Source organism: Streptomyces sp. NPDC033221, assembly GCF_055577005.1.
In genome coordinates this window covers 66,728-84,570 of the sequence record NZ_JBVIQN010000036.1, presented here as the reverse complement: position 1 = coordinate 84,570, position 17,843 = coordinate 66,728, and the positions used below count along the sequence as shown (strand labels likewise).

Below are 17,843 nucleotides of genomic sequence, written 5' to 3'. Positions count from 1 at the left end.
CGGTCACTGTCCGTCCGGCTACCGGCCGTCCGCCTCCACGGGCGGAATCAGGTGGTTGAGCCCCTCCGCGCACCTCTTGGCCAGTTCGGCCGACCGGGGCAGCATCAGGCTCTCGTACGCGCGTACGGCGTCATCCGTCCGCTGCTCGCCGAGCAGCGCCTCGGCCAGGTCGGTGCCGTCGAGCAGCGCGTGGTTGACGCCCACGCCGAGCGGCGGCATCAGGTGCGCGGCGTCCCCCAGCAGGGTCACGCCCGGGACGTGCTCCCAGATGTGCGGTACGGGCAGGGCGAAGAGGGGCCGGTGGGCGAAGCCGCTGTCGCCGTTGAGTATCGCGTAGCGCAGCACCTCGTCCCATCCGTCGAGCATCTCCGAGAAATACGCCCGCACCGCCGCCGCGTCGCCCAGATCCACCCCGGCGGCCGTGTGCCAGTCCTGCGGAGCCCGGAAGGCCAGGTAGGCGCGGATGTGGCCGTTGCTGTTGCGCTGGGCAAACAGGCCCATGGGCCCGGTCTTCGCCACCATGGTCCCGGGGCCGACCAGCCGCGCCAGGGCGGGGTGGCGTACGTCGGAGTCGTCGAAGCCGGTCTCGACGAAGGTGACGCCGGTGTACTCGGGCCGGGCGTCCGAGACGGCGGGGCGGACCCGTGACCATGCGCCGTCGGCGCCGACGACCAGGTCGAAGTCCTCGGTGGTGCCGTCCTCGAACTCCAGGCGGCAGGTGCCGTCGCCGAGCGGGGTGGTCGCGCTGACGCCGTGCCCCCACCGGACCGTCCCGGGAGCGAGCGAGTCCAGCAGCAGCCCTCGCAGGTCTCCGCGGTCGATCTCCGGCCGGTACTCCTCGCCGGCGCCCTCGTCCCCGTCGGGCCACTCGTGCTCCAGGGCGGCCGCGGTGGCGTGGTCCAGCGCTCGCCACTCCTGGCCCTCGGGGCGGGACAGCTCGTGGAACCGGTCGAGCACCCCCGCCGTGCGCAGGGCGGCCTGGCCCGTGTCCGGGTGCAGGTCGAGACTGCCGCCCTGCGAACGGGCGTCCGCGGACGCCTCGCGTTCGAAGACGGTGACGGCACGGCCGTGACGCTGCAGCACACGGGCACAGGCCAGGCCGCCGGGGCCGGCGCCGACGATCGCGACGCGGGCCGCACGGGTGGAATTCATGGGTCCCCCTCCAGGGATGCACGGAGCGCCGGACCGCACGTCCGGCGCCTCCCTCACTAAAAAAGCACACCCACTAAAAAAGCGCAACGACTAAACCTTTTGACTCGCTACACCATCAGCTAGACTGCACCCGTGACCGGACCCGTCCCCCACATCGAGCCCCCGCCGCCCTCCCAGGGCGCCGCTCCCGCCGGCCGCCGTGAACGCAAGAAGGCCCAGACCCGCCAGGCGCTGGCCGACGCCGCCCTGCGGCTCTTCCTGGAGCGTGGCTACGAGCAGGTCGGCGTCAAGGAGATCGCCGACGCCGCCGACGTGTCGGTGACGACCCTGTTCAAGCACTTCGCCGGCAAGGAAGCGCTCGTCTTCGACCAGGAGGACGACATCGAGGCCGCCCTCGTCGCCGCCGTACGCGACCGGGCCCCCGGCCAGTCGGTCCTGCGGGCCCTGCGCGAGTACGTCCTGCTCTCCGAGAAGGACACCGCGCACCCGGAAATCGCCGCGTTCGTCCGCCTGGTGGCCGACACCCCGGCGCTACGCGACTACGCCCAGCGCATGTGGATGCGCCACGAATCGGCCCTGGCCCGGGCCATCGCCGAGGAGGTCGGCGCCCCCGAGGACGACGTCACCTGCGCCGCCCTGGCCCACTTCGCCCTCGCCTCCCGCACCCTCAACGGCCAGTACCCCGCTCCCCGCCGGGCCACCGAAGAGATCTTCGACCTGCTGGAGCGGGGCTGGGAGGCGGTCCGTCCGGGAAGCTGACCGGTCAGCGGCGGGGCTTGCCCCGCTTGGCGCCCTTCGGTGCGCCGGAGCCGCCGCGCGTGCCGTGGAAGCCCTTGCCGGCGGGCTTGCGGGCGGTGGGCTTCTGGCGGGCGCCGGCCTTGGCCGGCTGCTGGGTCTTCGACTTGGCCGGGGCCGGGGCCGGGGTACGGCCGCGGGTGCTGTTGACGGTCCGGCCGCGGACGATGCCGATGAAGTCCTCCACCCGGTCGGTGGTCCGCTCCTCCGGCCAGGCCAGCGCGATCTGGGACTGGGGGGCGTCCGTCAGCGTCCGGTACTTGAGGTCCTTGCGGTGGTGCAGCCGGGCCAGTGACTGCGGGGCGACGAGCAGGCCGATGCCCGCCGCCACCAGCTCGATGGCGTCCGCCGTCGTCGAGGGCCGCTCGAAAGCGGGCTGCCCCGGCGGGCGCTCCCAGCCGAGGGTGTCGTCGAGGGGGTGCAGCACGATCTCGTCGGCCAGATCCTCGACGGAGATCTCGTCGGCCGCCGTGAAGAGGTGGTCCTTCGGGACCACGACCACCGTCGTCTCCGTGTAGAGGGGAATCGCGCTGAAGTACGTCCGGTCGACCGGCAGCCGTACGAAACCGGCGTCGGCGCCGCCGTCCCGCAGCACGTCGTACGCCTCGGCGGGGGGCGTCGCGATGAGCTCCAGCGGGACGTCGGGCAGCCGCTCGTTCCAGATCCGCACCCACTTGGTGGGCGTCACCCCCGGGACGTAAGCGAGCCGGAACGAGAGGGTTTCTTCCGAGCCTGTCACTCCGCCAGGTTACCGGTCGTGGTCAGCGGTAGCGCACACGATCGATACCCTTGACATCATGACGTCGCACCAGAACACCCAGACGATGAAGCCCGCGACCGCGGCGAAGAAGCTGGGTGTGTACCTCGAAGCCACCCCCGCCGCATTCCAGGAGGGGGTCGTCTCGCGCGCCGAGCTGGCCGCGCTGCAGACCGATCCGCCCGAGTGGCTCCGGGAGCTGCGGCGCGACGGCCCGCACCCGCGTCCCGTCGTCGCCTCGAAGCTGGGCATCTCCATCTCCGGCCTCGCGCGTGGCGGAATCACCGAAGCGCTCACCACGGAGCAGATCGAGGCGCTGAAGACCGAGTCCCCCGAGTGGCTGCAGAAGGAACGCGCCACCCAGGCCGAGGTCCGCAAGGAAACCGTGCGGATCAAGGAGAAGAACAAGGAGAAGCAGGCCAAGCAGGAGCAGCAGGAGAAGTGACCGAGGGGCGCGGGGCGGGGCAGGGGCGCGGTCCGCGTTCCTGACGCCGTCCGGGCCCTGTCGGCGGTCGCTGCGGGTCGGGGAGCGGGCCGTATGAGCGCCGCGCTCCGCCCCGTCGGCCGGGTGCCTCAGAACAGATCCGTCACCGTGCGTCGCGCAGCCGAAGAAGGTACGTCGCGGTCAGTGCAACGGCGCGGTCCTCGTCATGCGACAGCTCCCGCAGCGCACGTGACGCCGTCGGCCCCGGAAGGCCCGCCAGCGCCTGGGTCAGCCGTCCGCGTGCGGGCGCCGGAGTGCCGGCCTGGGCCAGGCGGTCGACGAGCCCGGTCGCGATCCGATCCGCCGCCGCGGCGTCGCTCGCCAGCACGCCCAGGGCGTCGGCTGCGTCGGTGTCGTTCCTTCCCTCCATGATCATGTCGATGAGCGTCGGGACCGCATCGGCCGCTCCTCGCGCCCCGAGCGCCAGCGCCGCGTACCCGCGGACCACGACGTCGGGGTGCGCGAGAGCGTCCCGCAGCCGCGCGGCAGCCTCCTCGCCGGGTATCTCGGCGAGAGACTGAACGGCACGCTCCCGCACCGCGGCCACCGGTGCGCCGAGTCCCTCCGCCAGCAGCGCCGGGCCGCCGTCGCCCGCCCGCGCCAGCGCCCAGCGAAGGGCCCCGGCGACGTTCGGCTCCGTCTCGCTCAGTGCCGCCTCGACCAGGGCCTCCACCGGCACCGGAACCTCGTCGCCCGAGGAGAGGGCCGCGCGCTGGCGCGCGTCGGGGCTCTTCGCCCCCAGGCCCTGGAGGAGCGCGACGACCTGGAGGACGCCTTCCCAGCCGGCGGGGTCCGCGGCGTCGATCCGGCGCAGCCGCGTGAGCAGCTCGGTCTCGGCCGCGATGCGGTCGCGTGTCCGGCGGATGAGGTCGTCGACGAGCGCCGAGGGCGCGAAGCCGGGATCGTCGAGCGCGCGCCCGATCTCGCGCAGCGACAGCCCCAGCGACCGCAGGCTCTCGATGTGGAAGATCCGCCGTACGTCCTCGCCGGAGTACTCCCGATAGCCGGAGCCCGTACGCCCCGAAGGGCGTACCAGGCCTAGCGACTCGTAATGCCGGAGCATGCGGGCACTGACCCCGGACCGCCGCGCCACCTCACCGATCAGCACGTCTCATCATCCCCCGTGGCCGGACCCGCCGAGGGCCACCACGCGCTTCGCCTCCTCGATCGCGAACTCGAATCCGGCCTCCGGGTCGCGCAGCAGCCGTTGGGTGGCGAGCGCGTGCGCGCGCACGCGCGGGTCGGGGGCCGTCGTCGCGGCACGCAGCGCCGGCACCGTCACGTCACCCAGCGCGATCAGCGCCCGGCTGAGGCTCAGCTGCGTCTCCCGCCCACCGCGCCCGAGCTGCGTCGCCAGCGCCGTGGCCAGGGCGGACTCCTCGCCCTCCGGGACGAGCACGACCGCGGTCCGCCAGGCGCTCCGCGCCACCTCGTCGTCGGCGTCGGACAGCAGCTCCCGGGTGATCGCCGGCCACGCCTGCCGGTCCCCGATCTTGGACAGCGTGTGCAGCGCCTGGCTCCGCGCCTGCGCCCGCTCCGAGCGGAGCTCGCGCAGCAGCCCGGGGAGCGTCATGGACACCGGGTGGCGGGTGAGCGCCCAGGTCAGCATGTCGCGGACGAAGAACTCGGGCTCGACCGCGCAGCGCTCGATCAGCTTGTCGACAAAGCCCGGGTCGGGCGTCGCGCCGACCGCCAGAGCGGCCCGCAGCCGCACGGACGAGCGGTAGTCCGCCAGCCCTTGGAGGGCTCGCACCGCGTCCGTGCCCGGTTTCGTGATGATCATCGGGATCACCTCCTTGGCAAGCAGTGAAGACCTTGTCATCGTGTCAAGGTCAAACGGGGGCCCGCCGCGATCCGAACCGCGGAGGCGCGGCTTCTGATGTCCGGTCAGTCGGGGAGGGGATTACGGGAAGGGATTTACTGAAGTGCGCCGCAGATCCGGTACGGGGCACACGCGATCTGAGTAACATGCTGAGCTTCGGGAATCGTTGTTCCGATCGCACACCTGAACAGTAGGCGGGGGCCAGCTCATGAACATCAGGTGCGGCAGGGTAAGAATGCGGGGCATCCTCGCGGTCGTCACGGCATCGGCAGCGGCAAGCGGACTGGTGGGCGTCATCGGAGCCGGTACGGCTGTCGCGCGACCGATTTCGCGCACGTTCGGCTATACGTGCTCGGCTCCCTTGATCGGTGATCAGTCATTCACGGCAGAGATCGGCTCGGACATCCCGCATGCGGTCGCGGTCGGCACGCCCAGCAAGATTGTTTCCGTCCACGCGGTGGCGACGGTGGGCGCGGGTTTCACCCAGTTGCTCGCCAGGGCCGGCATGAAGACCCTCGGGGGCACGGTGGACGCGAGGGTCCATGTGGCCGCGCCGCACCATGATTTCGACATCACGGTCCGCTTCCACATGGCCACGACCGACATCCCGGCATCCGGCCCCTTCAAAGTCGCCGCGACCGCCAGCGCGACCACGCGCACTTTCCGCCACCCGGGCAGGGGGACAGTCACCGCCGGCGGCCTCACCCTCCACCTCCTCGCGAAGAACGCGGCCGGCAACCTGGCACTCCAGGGCGACGCACCGTGCGCCCTGAACGCCGGTCAGAGCAATGTCGTGACGTCCTTCGACGTCACCAAGCCGAGTCCGGCGTCCGCTGCCACTCCGACGCCGACGACTGGATCGGCGGCCCCCGCGACCCCGACGCCGACGACCGGGTCGGTGGGCGCTGCCAACCCGAGGCCAACGACCGGATCGCTGGGCGCTGCCGTTCAGAAACCGACGATGTCAGAGGGCGCCGGCCCCACATCCCCCAGCGCGACCACGTCCGGCCCCCCGAGCCCTGGGGCTTCCAGCACTCCAACAGCGACGAGCCCCACCCGTGCGACGCCGAGGGCGACCGGATCCGGGACCCCGGCCGCCGGACAGGACACCAGGGACCTCGTCCTCCCGGCCGTGGGCGTGCTCGCCGCGTGCGCCGCCGCCTTCGGCCTCGGCGTACGGCTGAGAAACCACCGCCGCACCGGTGGCGACGGAGGTGACCGGCGGTACATCGCCCCGAAGCACGGCTTGCCCACCGAAGGTGTCAAGGGCGGAAGGACCGACGCCGGTTGCCGTAGGAAGGGCTCGAATGCTGCTGCTCTCCAGCGTCGAGGATGTGGCGGTAGGGCGACATCGCGCGGCAGCACGGACGGGAGCGGCATGGAGGGCAGGAACCTGCTGATGCCGCGTCACATTCCTCATCAACCTGGTCATCAGGCCAGCCATTGCGAAGGGGGAGGTGCTTCGGTTGGCTGAGCTCGACACTTCGCCCGGTCAGGTCCTGCCTGCGGTTGAGGCCCCCGGGGCCCGCAGTGTCTCCGTCACGGACCCTGCCGAAAACATCTCCATCGGCGACGGCACGACGAACATCCCGTACCGGTGAACGTCGCGCCGGATCCGCAGGAGTCAGGGCCTGCCCCTCGTACTCCTGACCAGTCGGCCGGTGAACGGTCGATCACGGTCGGAGACGTCTCGGGCATTGTCAGTATCGGTGACCACACGGTCAACATCAATGTGCTCTTCGCCGACGGGCTCTCCGCCGAGGGCGCCCTGACCGAGTTGGTCAAACAACTCGTGCATGCGGTGCGCGCAGAGCGCCGCTCCGTCGATGACGGCCTGGCCGACAAAGCCGATCTGCTCGCGGACGAGGTCCACGCGCGCCTGCGGTACGAGGAGGAACAACTGCGGCTACGGGACCGGGACCTGCCCGTGCACTGGCAACCGGTGCCGGAACCGGTGCCGGAAAACGCGCTCCGCCGCGAAGACCTCCGCGATGCCGGGGCCGGGGCAACGGACTTTCCCCCGCTGGACCCGGCCGGTCAAGGAGGCGATCTCACGGCCGTCCTTGAGCAGGCGAAGTCCCGGTGGCTGCTGATCCTGGGGCGGGAAGGCTCGGGTAAGAGCGTCCTGGCCCTGCGTTTCGCACTGACCCGTCTGCAGGAACCTTCGCGCGCCCGCGGAGCGCCGGTGCCGGTGCTCTTCAGCCTCGGGTCATGGAATCCCGGTACCACGCCGCTGCGGAACTGGTTGATCGGCCGGTTGGAGCGGGATCAGCCCTTTCTCGCCGAGGCGAGCCCCAGCGGTAAGACGTGGGCCGCCGCGCTGGTGGGCGCTGACTACGTGCTGCCGATCCTGGACGGGTTCGACGAGATCGCCACCGGTTTGCGCAAAGACGCGCTGATAGCACTCAACAGCTGCACCTTGCCGCTGCTCGTGACCAGTCGCCGCGCCGAAATCGAAGCCGCCAGACAAGAAACCAAGGTGGTGCCCTTTGCCGCCGCCATCGAATTGCTCGACCTCAACCTGGACGACTCCGTCAATTACCTGCGGAAGGCCACCGGCACGGCTCTTCCCGGCAGCGCGGACTCCGCGACCCGGACCGGCTGGGCTTATGTCCTGAGTGAGTTGCGCCGCCGTCCCCATACACAGGCCGGTGCCCATCTCGCCGCTGCACTGACCACCCCTTTGATGGTCACCCTTGCCCGCTTCGTCTATGAGTCCGAACTTGACCCGTCGGACCTGCTGAAATCCGAGAAGTTCGGCACTCGGGAAGCTCTGGAAAGACACCTTCTGGACACCTTCATCCCCACCGCCTACAAGCGTTTTCTCGGCAACGAGCCCGCGCGGCGCCGGGACGCCGAACGCGCGCAGGGCTGGCTCGGCTACCTCGCCGCGCATCTGACGGAGCTCAGTACGCCCGACATCGAATGGTGGCGGCTGGGGACCACCGTGCGGCTGCGCTGGCTCATGCTGCGGGTCGGGGTCACGGTCGGCATCGCGTCCGGGCTCGTCGCCGGGCTCGTTTACGGGGTCGAGGGCGGGCTCTTGTACGGGCCCGCGTACGGGCTGATGGCGGCATGCGTCACCGGCCCGGCGAACGGGCTCGCGATGGGTCTGACCTTCGCTCTGATGCACGGGTTCGTCACGAAGATGAAGGTCGGCGGCCCGCTGTTCGAACCGTCGCTCATGGAGATCAGACTTCAGGACTGGACGAAGACGAGACTGCGGGAGAGCTTCCGCCCCAGAGTCACGGGCGGGCTCGCCGGCGGTCTCCTGTTCGGAATCCTGTGGGCGCTCGGAAGCGCGGCCTTCACGGCCCTCCTGGGCCATCCCGGGCCCGTGATCGTGCGGAATGCGGGGGTGCTGTTCGCGGCGGGGGCCGGCCTGGGGCTCGTGATGGGGCTGATCGCCGCGCTCGGGGCCGGGTTCGAGACGGCCATCCCGAGAGAGAAACGCGCCCTCCCGTCGGACCTGTTGAAGACGAACCGCGCCACCGTACTCAAGCAGGTGCTCACCATCGGGCTCGTGATCGGACCCGGGTACGGGATCATGTTCGGGACCACGTCGAACAGTGCCCTGGCCGGACTCGGGGCCGCGCTGGTGGCCGGGTCCATGACGGCGCTCGGGATCGGCACCATGACCGCCTGGGGGCGTTGGGTGGTCCTGGCCCGAATCTGGCTGCCCCTGACGGGATGGCTGCCGAGAGACCTGGACGCCTTCCTGCGGGACGCCTGCGAGCGAGAGGTCCTGCGCCAGGTCGGTACGGTCTACCAGTTCCGCCATGCCCAGCTTCGAGACCATCTGTGCGCGACCGCCGGCACCCCGCCTGAGCGCGTCCTTCGCCGCACCGGCAACCTGGACCGCCTGTTCGACGTGGCCGACACCGATGGTGACGGCTATGTCGACGGGGCCGATTACCGGCGGATCGTCGATCGCTACCGCTCCGCCTACGGGCTCGCCGCGGACGCCCCCGAGGCGCAGGCTCTGGCGTTCTTCTACCAGGAGTACTGGGCCGGGCTGCAGCGCCACGCGAAGATCGACGGCCGCCTTTCCCGCGAACGGCATCGCACCGCTGCCGGCGCGATCACCGCAGACCCGGCTCTGCGCGAGCCGGTCGCGGTCTTCGGGGCGACGGTGTTCGAGGTCATCGACACGGATCACGACGGCTGTATCGGAGAGAAGGAACTGACGCGGTACCTCGACATGTGGGACCTCGCCGAAGACGCCTCGCGCGTCCTGGGCCGACTGGACACCGACGATGACGGCCGTATCGGCAAGGACGACCTGAGCCGCGCGATCAACGCGTACTTCTGCTCCCCCCACCTGGGAGGACCGGGCAGTGTGTTCTTCGGCGTCGCGTAAGCCTCGGCCCGCGCCGGGGCCCATCGTGTGCCACGTCGTCCGCTGAACACCCGGGCGGGAGGGTCCACCCCCCTTTGCATAAAACTGCCTCCATCCGTATAGTCATGCCTCCAAGGAGGAGGATCCATGCCAGTACGAGCAGCAGTGGCCGGAGCGAGCGGATACGCCGGGGGAGAAGTTCTGCGGCTGCTTCTGGGGCACCCGGAGGTCGAGATCGGCGCGGTGACCGCGCACGGCAACGCCGGGCAGCGCCTCGGTGCGGTGCAGCCGCACCTGGTGCCGCTGGCCGGGCGGGAGCTGGTGGCCACCACGGCCGAGGCGCTGGCCGGGCACGACGTCGTGTTCCTCGCGCTGCCGCACGGGCAGTCCGCCGCGGTGGCCGAGGCGCTGGGGCCCGAGGTGCTGGTCGTGGACTGCGGGGCCGACTTCCGGCTGGCGGACGCCGGTGACTGGGAGAAGTTCTACGGTTCGCCGCACGCTGGCACCTGGCCGTACGGGCTGCCCGAGCTGCCGGGAGCACGGGAGGCGCTGCGCGGGGCGCGGCGTATCGCGGTGCCCGGCTGCTATCCGACGGCCGTCTCGCTGGCCCTCTTCCCGGCGTACGCGGCGGGGCTCGCCGAGCCGGAGGCCGTCGTGGTCGCCGCCTCGGGTGCCTCCGGCGCGGGCAAGGCGCCCAAGCCGCACCTGCTGGGCAGCGAGGTGATGGGCTCGATGAGCCCGTACGGCGTGGGCGGGGTGCACCGGCACACGCCGGAGATGGCGCAGAACCTGAGCGCCGCGGCGGGGGAGCCGGTCACGGTCTCCTTCACGCCGACGCTGGCGCCCATGTCCCGCGGCATCCTCGCCACCTGCTCCGCCAAGGCCAGGCCCGGCGTGGACGGCGCGGACCTGCGGGCCGCGTACGAGAAGGCGCTGGGGGGCGAGCCGTTCGCCCGGCTGCTCCCGGAGGGGCAGTGGCCGTCCACCGCGGCCGTGTACGGGTCGAACACCGCGCTGGTGCAGGTCGCCCACGACGCGGCGGCCGGCCGGATCGTCGTGGTCAGCGCCATCGACAACCTGACGAAGGGCACCGCCGGCGGCGCGGTGCAGAGCATGAACATCGCCCTGGGCCTCGACGAGGCCACCGGGCTCTCTACGATCGGAGTCGCACCGTGAGCGTCACGGCAGCCAAGGGTTTCTCGGCGGCGGGCATCGCCGCCGGGATCAAGGAGAACGGGAACCCGGACCTCGCCCTGGTGGTGAACAACGGTCCGCGACTGGCCGCCGCCGGCGTCTTCACCGCCAACCGCGTCAAGGCCGCCCCGGTGCTCTGGTCCGAGCGGGTCCTCAAGGGCGGCCGGGTCTCGGCCGTCGTCCTCAACTCCGGCGGCGCCAACGCCTGCACGGGCCCCGAGGGCTTCCAGGACACCCACGCCACCGCTGAGCAGGCCGCCGAGGTCCTCAAGGGGCACAGCGCGGGCGAGGTCGCCATCGCCTCGACGGGGCTCATCGGCGTACGGCTGCCGATGGACAAGCTGCTGCCGGGGATCGCGAAGGCCGCCGTCGACCTCAGCGTGCACGGCGGCGAGAAGGCGGCGATCGCGATCAAGACCACCGACAGTGTGCACAAGACCGCCGTGGCGAGCGGGGACGGCTGGACGGTCGGCGGCATGGCCAAGGGCGCGGGCATGCTCGCGCCGGGCCTGGCCACCATGCTCGTCGTGCTGACCACCGACGCCGACCTGGACGCGCCGGTCCTGGACCGGGCGCTGCGCGACGCGACCCGCACCACCTTCGACCGGGTCGACTCCGACGGCTGCATGTCCACCAACGACACGGTGCTGCTGCTGGCCTCGGGGGCGTCCGGGAAGGTTCCGGAGTACGACGCGTTCGCGGACGCGGTCCGCACGGTCTGCGACGACCTGGCGCGGCAGCTCATCGGGGACGCGGAGGGCGCCAGCAAGGACATCCGCATCGAGGTCGTCGGCGCGGCGAGCGAGGACGACGCGGTCGAGGTCGGCCGGTCCATCGCCCGGAACAATCTGCTCAAGTGCGCCATTCACGGTGAGGACCCGAACTGGGGGCGGGTGCTGTCCGCCATCGGCACCACCTCCGCCGTCTTCGACCCGGACCGGCTGAACGTCGCCATCAACGACGTCTGGGTGTGCAAGAACGGTTCGGTGGGCGAGGACCGGGACCTGGTCGACATGCGCTACCGGGAGGTGCGGATCACCGCCGACCTCAGCGCGGGCACCGAGTCCGCGGTGATCTGGGCCAACGACCTCACCGCCGATTACGTCCACGAGAACAGCGCGTACTCCTCATGAGCACCCGCAAGCACACCGCGCTGCCCAAGGCCCGCACGCTCATCGAGGCGCTGCCCTGGCTGACCCGCCACCACGGCAAGACCGTCGTCATCAAGTTCGGCGGCAACGCCATGGTCGACGAGGAACTGAAGGCCGCCTTCGCGCAGGACGTCGTCTTCCTGCGGCATGCCGGGCTGCGGCCGGTCGTCGTACACGGCGGCGGCCCGCAGATCAGTGCCCAGCTGGACCGGCTGGGCCTGGAGTCGGAGTTCAAGGCGGGCCTGCGGGTCACCACGCCCGAGGCGATGGACGTCGTACGGATGGTGCTCGCCGGACAGGTGCAGCGCGAACTGGTCGGGCTGCTCAACCAGCACGGACCGCTCGCCGTCGGCATGACCGGCGAGGACGCCCACCTGATGACCGCCACCCGGCACTACGCCGAGGTGGACGGGGAACTGGTGGACATCGGGCGGGTCGGTGAGGTCACCGCGATCGACCCCGGCGCCGTACGGGCCCTGCTGGACGACGGCCGCATTCCGGTCATCTCCTCCGTCGCCCGCAGCGCCGACGAGGGCGACGAAACCGGCGTCTTCAACGTCAACGCCGACACCGCGGCGGCGGCCCTGGCCGCGGCCCTCGGCGCCGAGACGCTGATGGTCCTCACCGACGTGGAGGGCCTGTACGAGGACTGGCCGCACAGCGACGAGGTGATCTCCCGGCTCACCGCCACCGAGCTGGAGAAGCTGCTGCCCGACCTGGCCAGCGGCATGGTGCCGAAGATGCGCGGCTGCCTGCACGCCGTACGCAACGGGGTGCACACCGCCCGGGTCATCGACGGCCGGGTCCAGCACTCGATCCTGCTGGAGATCTTCACCGACGAGGGCATCGGCACGATGGTCGTGCCGGACGGGCCCGCGGACATCGGCGCGGCGAACACGGGCGAGAGCGAGAAGGCGGGAGCGGCATGAGTGACACAGCCACGGAAACCACGTGCGGCGCGGCGTCCAACTCGGCACTCACCGAGCGCTGGCAGGGCGCGATGATGGACAACTTCGGCACGCCCCGCGTCCCCCTCGTACGCGGCGAAGGGGCCCGGGTCTGGGACGCCGACGGCAACGACTACCTCGATTACCTCGGCGGCATCGCCGTCAACGCCCTCGGCCACGCCCACCCCGCCGTCGTCCGCGCGGTCTCCGAGCAGATCGCCACCCTCGGGCACGTCTCCAACTTCTTCGTCGCCGAACCGACCGTCGCGCTGGCCGAACGGCTGCTGCGGATCGCCGGCCGCCCCGGCCGGGTCTACTTCTCCAACTCCGGCGCCGAGGCCAACGAGGCCGCGTTCAAGATCGGCCGGCTGACCGGGCGTACCCACATGGTCGCCACGACCGGCGGCTTCCACGGCCGCACCATGGGCGCCCTCGCGCTCACCGGCCAGCCCGCCAAGCAGGACCCGTTCCGGCCGCTCCCCGGCGACGTCGACTTCGTCCCGTACGGGGACGCCGAAGCCCTGCGCGCGGCCGTCACCACCGACACCGCCCTCGTGATCATCGAACCGATCCAGGGCGAGAACGGCGTCGTCGTACCGCCCCCCGGCTACCTCGCCGCCGCCCGCGAGATCACCGCCGCCACCGGCACCCTGCTCGTCCTGGACGAGATCCAGACCGGCATCGGACGCACCGGACACTGGCTGCACTCGCAGTCCCAGGGCGTCGAGGCCGACGTGATCACGCTCGCCAAGGGCCTCGGCGGCGGCCTGCCCATCGGCGCCACCCTCGCCTTCGGCCCGGCCGCCGGCCTGCTCACCCCCGGCTCGCACGGCTCGACGTTCAGCGGCAACCCCGTCGTGTGCGCGGGCGCGCTCGCCGTCCTGGACACCATCGAGGCCGACGGCCTCCTCGACCACGTCAAGCGGGTGGGCGAGCGGCTGCGTGGCGGGATCGAGGCGTCGGCGCACCCGCTCGTCGGCCAGGTCCGCGGCGCGGGACTCCTCCTGGGTATGGTCTTGTCCGAGCCCGTCGCACCGCAGGTGCAGCGAGCGGCCCAGGACGCGGGCCTCCTGGTGAACGCGGTCGCGCCGGACGTCATCCGGCTCGCCCCGCCGCTGATCGTCTCGGACGATGAAGCGGATACGTTCCTCCGGAAGCTCCCCGCCGTCCTCGACGCGGCCCTCGCAGGGGCACACGGGGAACAACGATCCGGAGACTGACGACAACGATGACCGAGGCGCAGGACAACGAGACGCTGCACGGGGGACCTGCCGTACCGCAGACCCGCACCGCCCGCCACCGCCGGATCGTGGACATCCTCAACCGGCAGGCCGTCCGCTCCCAGAGCCAGCTCGCCAAGCTGCTCGCCGACGACGGGCTGTCCGTCACCCAGGCCACACTCTCCCGTGACCTGGACGAACTGGGCGCGGTGAAGATCCGCAACACCGGCGGCGAGCTGATCTACGCGGTACCGAGCGAGGGCGGCGACCGCAAGCCGCGGGCGCCGCTGGGGGAGTCCGCCAAGGAGGAGCGGATGCGCCGGCTCTCCGGCGAACTCCTCATCTCGGCCGAGGCGTCCGCCAACCTCGTGGTCCTGCGCACCCCGCCCGGCGCCGCCCAGTTCCTCGCCTCCGCCATCGACCAGGCCGAACTGCACGACATTCTCGGCACCATCGCCGGCGACGACACGCTGATGCTCATCAGCCGCGACCCGGCCGGCGGCCAGGCCCTCGCCGACCACCTGCTGAACCTGGCGCAAAAGGCCCGCTGAACCGCCCGGACCGCGCCCCGTGACCCGCCCGCCCGCTGTGTACTGGGAGCCCCGCCCCGGCCGCCGCGGCCGGGCGGCACGGGAGGACCGATGCTGGCTGTACGCGCACGAGCGCTGTTCGACGGGGTGGGACCAGGACTGATCGAGCGGCCCACCGTACTGATCGAAAACGGCCGGATCGCCGCCGTCCACCCTGGCGGGCTACCGCTCATCGGCACCGAAATCCTCGACCTGGGCGCCGCCACCCTCCTCCCCGGCTTCATCGACACCCACACCCACCTCGCCTTCGACGCGAGCGACGACGTCGTAGGCGGGCTCACCGACGCCGACGACGCCACCCTCCTCGACCGCATCAGGACCGCCGCGCGGGCCTCGCTCGCCGCCGGGGTGACGACCGTACGAGACCTCGGCGACCGCGCCTACCTCACCCTCCGCCTCCGCACGGAAACCGCACGGGACCCGGCCGCCGGTCCGCACGTCATCGCCTCCGGCCCGCCCCTCACCACCACCCGCGGTCACTGCTGGTTCCTCGGCGGGCGGGCGGAGGGCGTCGACGGCGTCCGCGCGGCCGTACGGGAACGGGCCGAGCGCGGCACGGACCTCGTCAAAGTCATGGTCACCGGCGGCGACCTCACCCCCGGCTCCGACCCGTACAGCGTCCAGTACAGCCGCGACGAACTGCGCGCCATCGCCGACGAGGCCCACCACCACGGCCTCCCGGCCACCGCCCACGCGCACGCCGTCACCGGCATCCGCGAAGCCGTCGCGGCCGGCTTCGACACCATCGAACACTGCTTCTTCCTCACCGAAACCGGCGTCGACTTCGACCGTCAGGTAATCGAGGACATGGCCCGCCGAGGCGTCACCGCCTCCCTCACTCTCGGCGCCCTCCCCGGCGGCCCACCCCCACCGCCCCACATCACCCGCCGCATTCCACCCCTCATCACCGGCCTCGCCACCCTCCGCGAAACCGGCGTGACCATGTCCCTCGGCAGCGACTCCGGCATCTTCCCGGTGAAGGCGCATGGCAGCTACCCGTACGGCGTGACGGCCATGGTCGATTTCGGGTTCTCCCCGGCAGAGGCCCTCCGAGCCGCGACCTCGACGGCGGCGCTGGTATGCGGCCTGGGCGGCCGCAAGGGGCGGATCGCGGCGGGGTTCGACGCGGATCTGGTCGCGGTGGGCGGGGATCCGGTGGCGGACGTGGGGGCTGTGTGCGATGTGGTGGCGGTGATCAGAGAGGGGCGGCGGGTGGCGTGAGGGAGATTGGGACGCATTACCGCTTATTCAGGGTGCCGGAGCCTTGTTAGGCGGCCGCGAAATTACTTCGGGTAGCTCTCGTTGACCGTGCCTGGCCCCTTTTGTCACTGGCGCACAGCGGGACGCACAAACCCCAGTCGACGACAGTCCAGCCACGACGACCGGTGTGTCGTCTGACCAAGCCCGAGCATGTCTCATCTGCACTCTCGGCGCATGACCACAGTTAGACGGTCGGGGTGACGGGAGGTCCACTGTCCCTGTCCCCACTCCGGCCGCAGCACTCAGATGGTGTCCCCGTGCACGTCCGTGACGATCCCACGCCGGTGGGCGTCCTCGTCATGAATGAGGTCGCCCACCCACGGGCTCTGTTCGCCGCTCATCGTCAGCCCTTCCCGCGCAACTCTGCCCAGACCTGCTTGCCCCATGGCAGCGGATCGGTGCCCCAGCCCGGCGCCAGGCCGGCTACGAGCGTCAGGCCGCGCCCGCTCTCGTTTCCCTGGTCTGGCTCCTGCAGTTCCGGGAGCTTCATCGATCTGTCCACGACACTGATACGTACTCGGGCCACTCCCGGCCGGGTGACCGAGACCCGAATGGAACGGCTCCGCGCGTGCTGGACGGCGTTGGACACAAGCTCAGACACGATCAGGGCGCCGTCATCGGTCAGCTCCTCCAATCGCCAGGCAGAAAGGGCTACGCGCACCAGACGTCTGGCGATTGCCGCGCTATGGGGGGCGCGGGGCAGGGTTTCGCTGTAGCCCGGAGGCCCGGTCGGGCGGGATGTGGTCACGATCATGAGGACCCTCGTTCGTGAGCTGGTGCCATAGTGGCCTGCCACTCAGTGAACGCCGCATCGTGACGGAGCGTGAGGAAAAGTCGCCTCGCTGTGCCGGGCGGGCAACCGGAAATTTCGCGGCTGCTCCGCTGCCGAGATTGTTCATCCTGGCTACCTTGAAGATGTGGAGGCGAACTGGCGCTTGGCGCTCACGCTTGACCAAGCTGGGTTGACTCAAGTCGGGTTGGCGGAGGTGGTGAACGATTACCTGCGGTCCCTCGGCCGAGAGGGGACGGTCAGCGATCGCACCGTGCGGCACTGGCTGACTGAAAAGACCCGCTGGCCACACCCTCGGCAGCGCGAGGCCCTGGAAACAGTTTTCGGTTGTACTGCCGAGGGACTGGGCTTTGCTCCACCAGCGGGCAGACGGAGCCACATCAGCGCTACGGAGGCGCCAGTGCGGCGACGGAACTTCATCATGGCCACCTCCACGATGACGGCAGCAGCGGCCATGCCCCTGACCGCCGCTCGGCCATACGCGGTCGGTACTACGGATGTGATCCGGCTCCGTAGTGGGCTGGACGCTCTCACAGACCTCGACGCCACGCGAGGCGGACACGAAGCCCTGGAGCAAGCTGCGTTGGCGGGTGCCGCCGAGGCGCTGGAGTTGCAGAAGCGGGCAGCCTCACAGCGCATTCGCCAGCGACTCTTCAGCTTGGCCGCCAACTACACAGCCGCCGCCGCTTGGTCGGCCGTGGACGCGCGCCAAAGCGATCGAGCGCAGGGGCACCTGAACCGGGCCCTGTATTTGGCGGGATTGGGCAAGGACTCAGTCGCCGAGCTGCGCGTATGGAATGCGCACGCCATACTTTCACGCCACCGAGGAGAGTTCTCGCAGGCGGTGGGGGCGGGCATGGCCGCACAGGCCACAGCTGTGACTCGCCGGGACCCTGAGTACGCCTCGCTCGCCCACGCGCGCACGGCGGTCGGATATTCCACCCTCGGACAGCGGCAGGCTGCGCTGCGCTCCTTGGGCCGAGCCGAGGATGCGTTGGCCAAGGCTGCCCCCGACGAGCCCCGCCCGTCTTGGGTGGCGTTTTACGGTGCTGCCGAACTCCTGGCTATCACCGCGGTCGTACGGGATGACATCGGCGACGCGGCTGGAGCAGAGGCGGCCTCCCACCGTGCATTGGCGGCCATCCCGCAGCAGTTCCGCCGTAACCGGGCACTGATCGCTCCAGCTCGCTTTGTCGCAACTCCATCAGCGTGACGTCGACCAGGCATGCACGACTGCGGGGAAGGTGTTCGTGCTGATGGAGGGCGGCCCTCTGCCGGAGCGGCTGCGTTCGTTCCTTGGCGATTTCTACCGTGACTTGATCTCTGTCGCCCCGGATGCCGG

At 70.9% G+C, this 17,843-nt stretch carries 16 protein-coding genes; 11 read left to right on the top strand and 5 right to left on the bottom strand.

The window, feature by feature from the left end:
- Positions 1-18: 18 nt before the first annotated feature.
- Positions 19-1,152 carry an FAD-dependent oxidoreductase gene (locus ACZ53K_RS34540; protein ID WP_468844635.1) on the bottom strand — a complete coding sequence of 378 codons (1,134 nt, stop codon included), beginning with the start codon at positions 1,150-1,152 and terminating at the stop codon, positions 19-21.
- 132 nt (positions 1,153-1,284) lie between these two features.
- Here ACZ53K_RS34540 and ACZ53K_RS34535 point away from each other — a divergent pair, with 132 nt between their 5' ends.
- Positions 1,285-1,911 (top strand): TetR/AcrR family transcriptional regulator, encoded by a 627-nt coding sequence (locus ACZ53K_RS34535; RefSeq protein ID WP_468844632.1) that lies wholly within the window; start codon positions 1,285-1,287, stop codon positions 1,909-1,911.
- A 4-nt stretch (positions 1,912-1,915) separates the two neighbouring features.
- Here the strand turns inward: ACZ53K_RS34535 and ACZ53K_RS34530 are convergent, their stop codons facing one another.
- A complete protein-coding gene (locus tag ACZ53K_RS34530; RefSeq protein ID WP_468844630.1) occupies positions 1,916-2,686 on the bottom strand; it encodes a LysR family transcriptional regulator substrate-binding protein in 771 nt (256 codons plus the stop codon).
- 58 nt (positions 2,687-2,744) lie between these two features.
- Here ACZ53K_RS34530 and ACZ53K_RS34525 point away from each other — a divergent pair, with 58 nt between their 5' ends.
- Positions 2,745-3,149, top strand: coding sequence for a DUF5997 family protein (locus tag ACZ53K_RS34525; protein ID WP_468844628.1), 405 nt, complete (start codon positions 2,745-2,747; stop codon positions 3,147-3,149).
- A 142-nt stretch (positions 3,150-3,291) separates the two neighbouring features.
- On the opposite strand, the gene ACZ53K_RS34520 is transcribed toward ACZ53K_RS34525, so the two are convergent.
- Positions 3,292-4,296, bottom strand: coding sequence for a MerR family transcriptional regulator (locus tag ACZ53K_RS34520; RefSeq protein ID WP_468844625.1), 1,005 nt, complete (start codon positions 4,294-4,296; stop codon positions 3,292-3,294).
- A 6-nt stretch (positions 4,297-4,302) separates the two neighbouring features.
- A complete protein-coding gene (locus ACZ53K_RS34515; protein WP_468844623.1) occupies positions 4,303-4,971 on the bottom strand; it encodes a HEAT repeat domain-containing protein in 669 nt (222 codons plus the stop codon).
- Positions 4,972-5,245: 274 nt separating this feature from the next.
- Between ACZ53K_RS34515 and ACZ53K_RS34510 the strand changes: the two genes are divergently transcribed.
- The 8 genes from ACZ53K_RS34510 to ACZ53K_RS34475 all read left to right on the top strand — a co-directional run bounded on the left by ACZ53K_RS34510 (position 5,246) and on the right by ACZ53K_RS34475 (position 15,672).
- The gene (locus tag ACZ53K_RS34510; protein WP_468844621.1) at positions 5,246-6,484 is read left to right on the top strand and encodes a DUF6801 domain-containing protein; all 1,239 of its coding nucleotides are present in this window, start codon (positions 5,246-5,248) and stop codon (positions 6,482-6,484) included.
- A gap of 123 nt (positions 6,485-6,607) precedes the next feature.
- Positions 6,608-9,370: an NACHT domain-containing protein gene (locus tag ACZ53K_RS34505; protein WP_468844618.1), complete on the top strand. Its 2,763-nt coding sequence runs from the start codon at positions 6,608-6,610 to the stop codon at positions 9,368-9,370.
- 126 nt (positions 9,371-9,496) lie between these two features.
- A complete protein-coding gene (gene argC / locus ACZ53K_RS34500; RefSeq protein WP_468844616.1) occupies positions 9,497-10,525 on the top strand; it encodes an N-acetyl-gamma-glutamyl-phosphate reductase in 1,029 nt (342 codons plus the stop codon).
- Positions 10,522-11,676 (top strand): bifunctional glutamate N-acetyltransferase/amino-acid acetyltransferase ArgJ, encoded by a 1,155-nt coding sequence (gene argJ / locus ACZ53K_RS34495; RefSeq protein ID WP_468844614.1) that lies wholly within the window; start codon positions 10,522-10,524, stop codon positions 11,674-11,676. Before argC ends, argJ begins: the two co-directional genes overlap by 4 nt.
- Entirely contained in the window at positions 11,673-12,623 is a 951-nt protein-coding gene (gene argB, locus ACZ53K_RS34490) for an acetylglutamate kinase (RefSeq protein ID WP_468844612.1), read from the top strand. The genes argJ and argB overlap by 4 nt, the downstream gene beginning before the upstream one ends.
- On the top strand, positions 12,620-13,861 hold the full coding sequence (locus ACZ53K_RS34485; protein ID WP_468844609.1) for an acetylornithine transaminase: 1,242 nt from the start codon (positions 12,620-12,622) through the stop codon (positions 13,859-13,861). The genes argB and ACZ53K_RS34485 overlap by 4 nt, the downstream gene beginning before the upstream one ends.
- An 8-nt stretch (positions 13,862-13,869) precedes the next feature.
- Positions 13,870-14,412, top strand: coding sequence for an arginine repressor (locus ACZ53K_RS34480; protein ID WP_030999552.1), 543 nt, complete (start codon positions 13,870-13,872; stop codon positions 14,410-14,412).
- 90 nt (positions 14,413-14,502) lie between these two features.
- Positions 14,503-15,672, top strand: a complete 1,170-nt coding sequence (locus ACZ53K_RS34475; protein ID WP_468844606.1) for an amidohydrolase family protein — start codon at positions 14,503-14,505, stop codon at positions 15,670-15,672.
- Positions 15,673-16,054: 382 nt separating this feature from the next.
- Here the strand turns inward: ACZ53K_RS34475 and ACZ53K_RS34470 are convergent, their stop codons facing one another.
- Positions 16,055-16,465 (bottom strand): ATP-binding protein, encoded by a 411-nt coding sequence (locus ACZ53K_RS34470; RefSeq protein ID WP_468844603.1) that lies wholly within the window; start codon positions 16,463-16,465, stop codon positions 16,055-16,057.
- A gap of 163 nt (positions 16,466-16,628) precedes the next feature.
- On the opposite strand from ACZ53K_RS34470, the gene ACZ53K_RS34465 reads away from it, so the two are divergent.
- A complete protein-coding gene (locus ACZ53K_RS34465) occupies positions 16,629-17,714 on the top strand; it encodes an XRE family transcriptional regulator (protein ID WP_468844600.1) in 1,086 nt (361 codons plus the stop codon).
- The last annotated feature ends 129 nt before the right edge of the window (positions 17,715-17,843 follow it).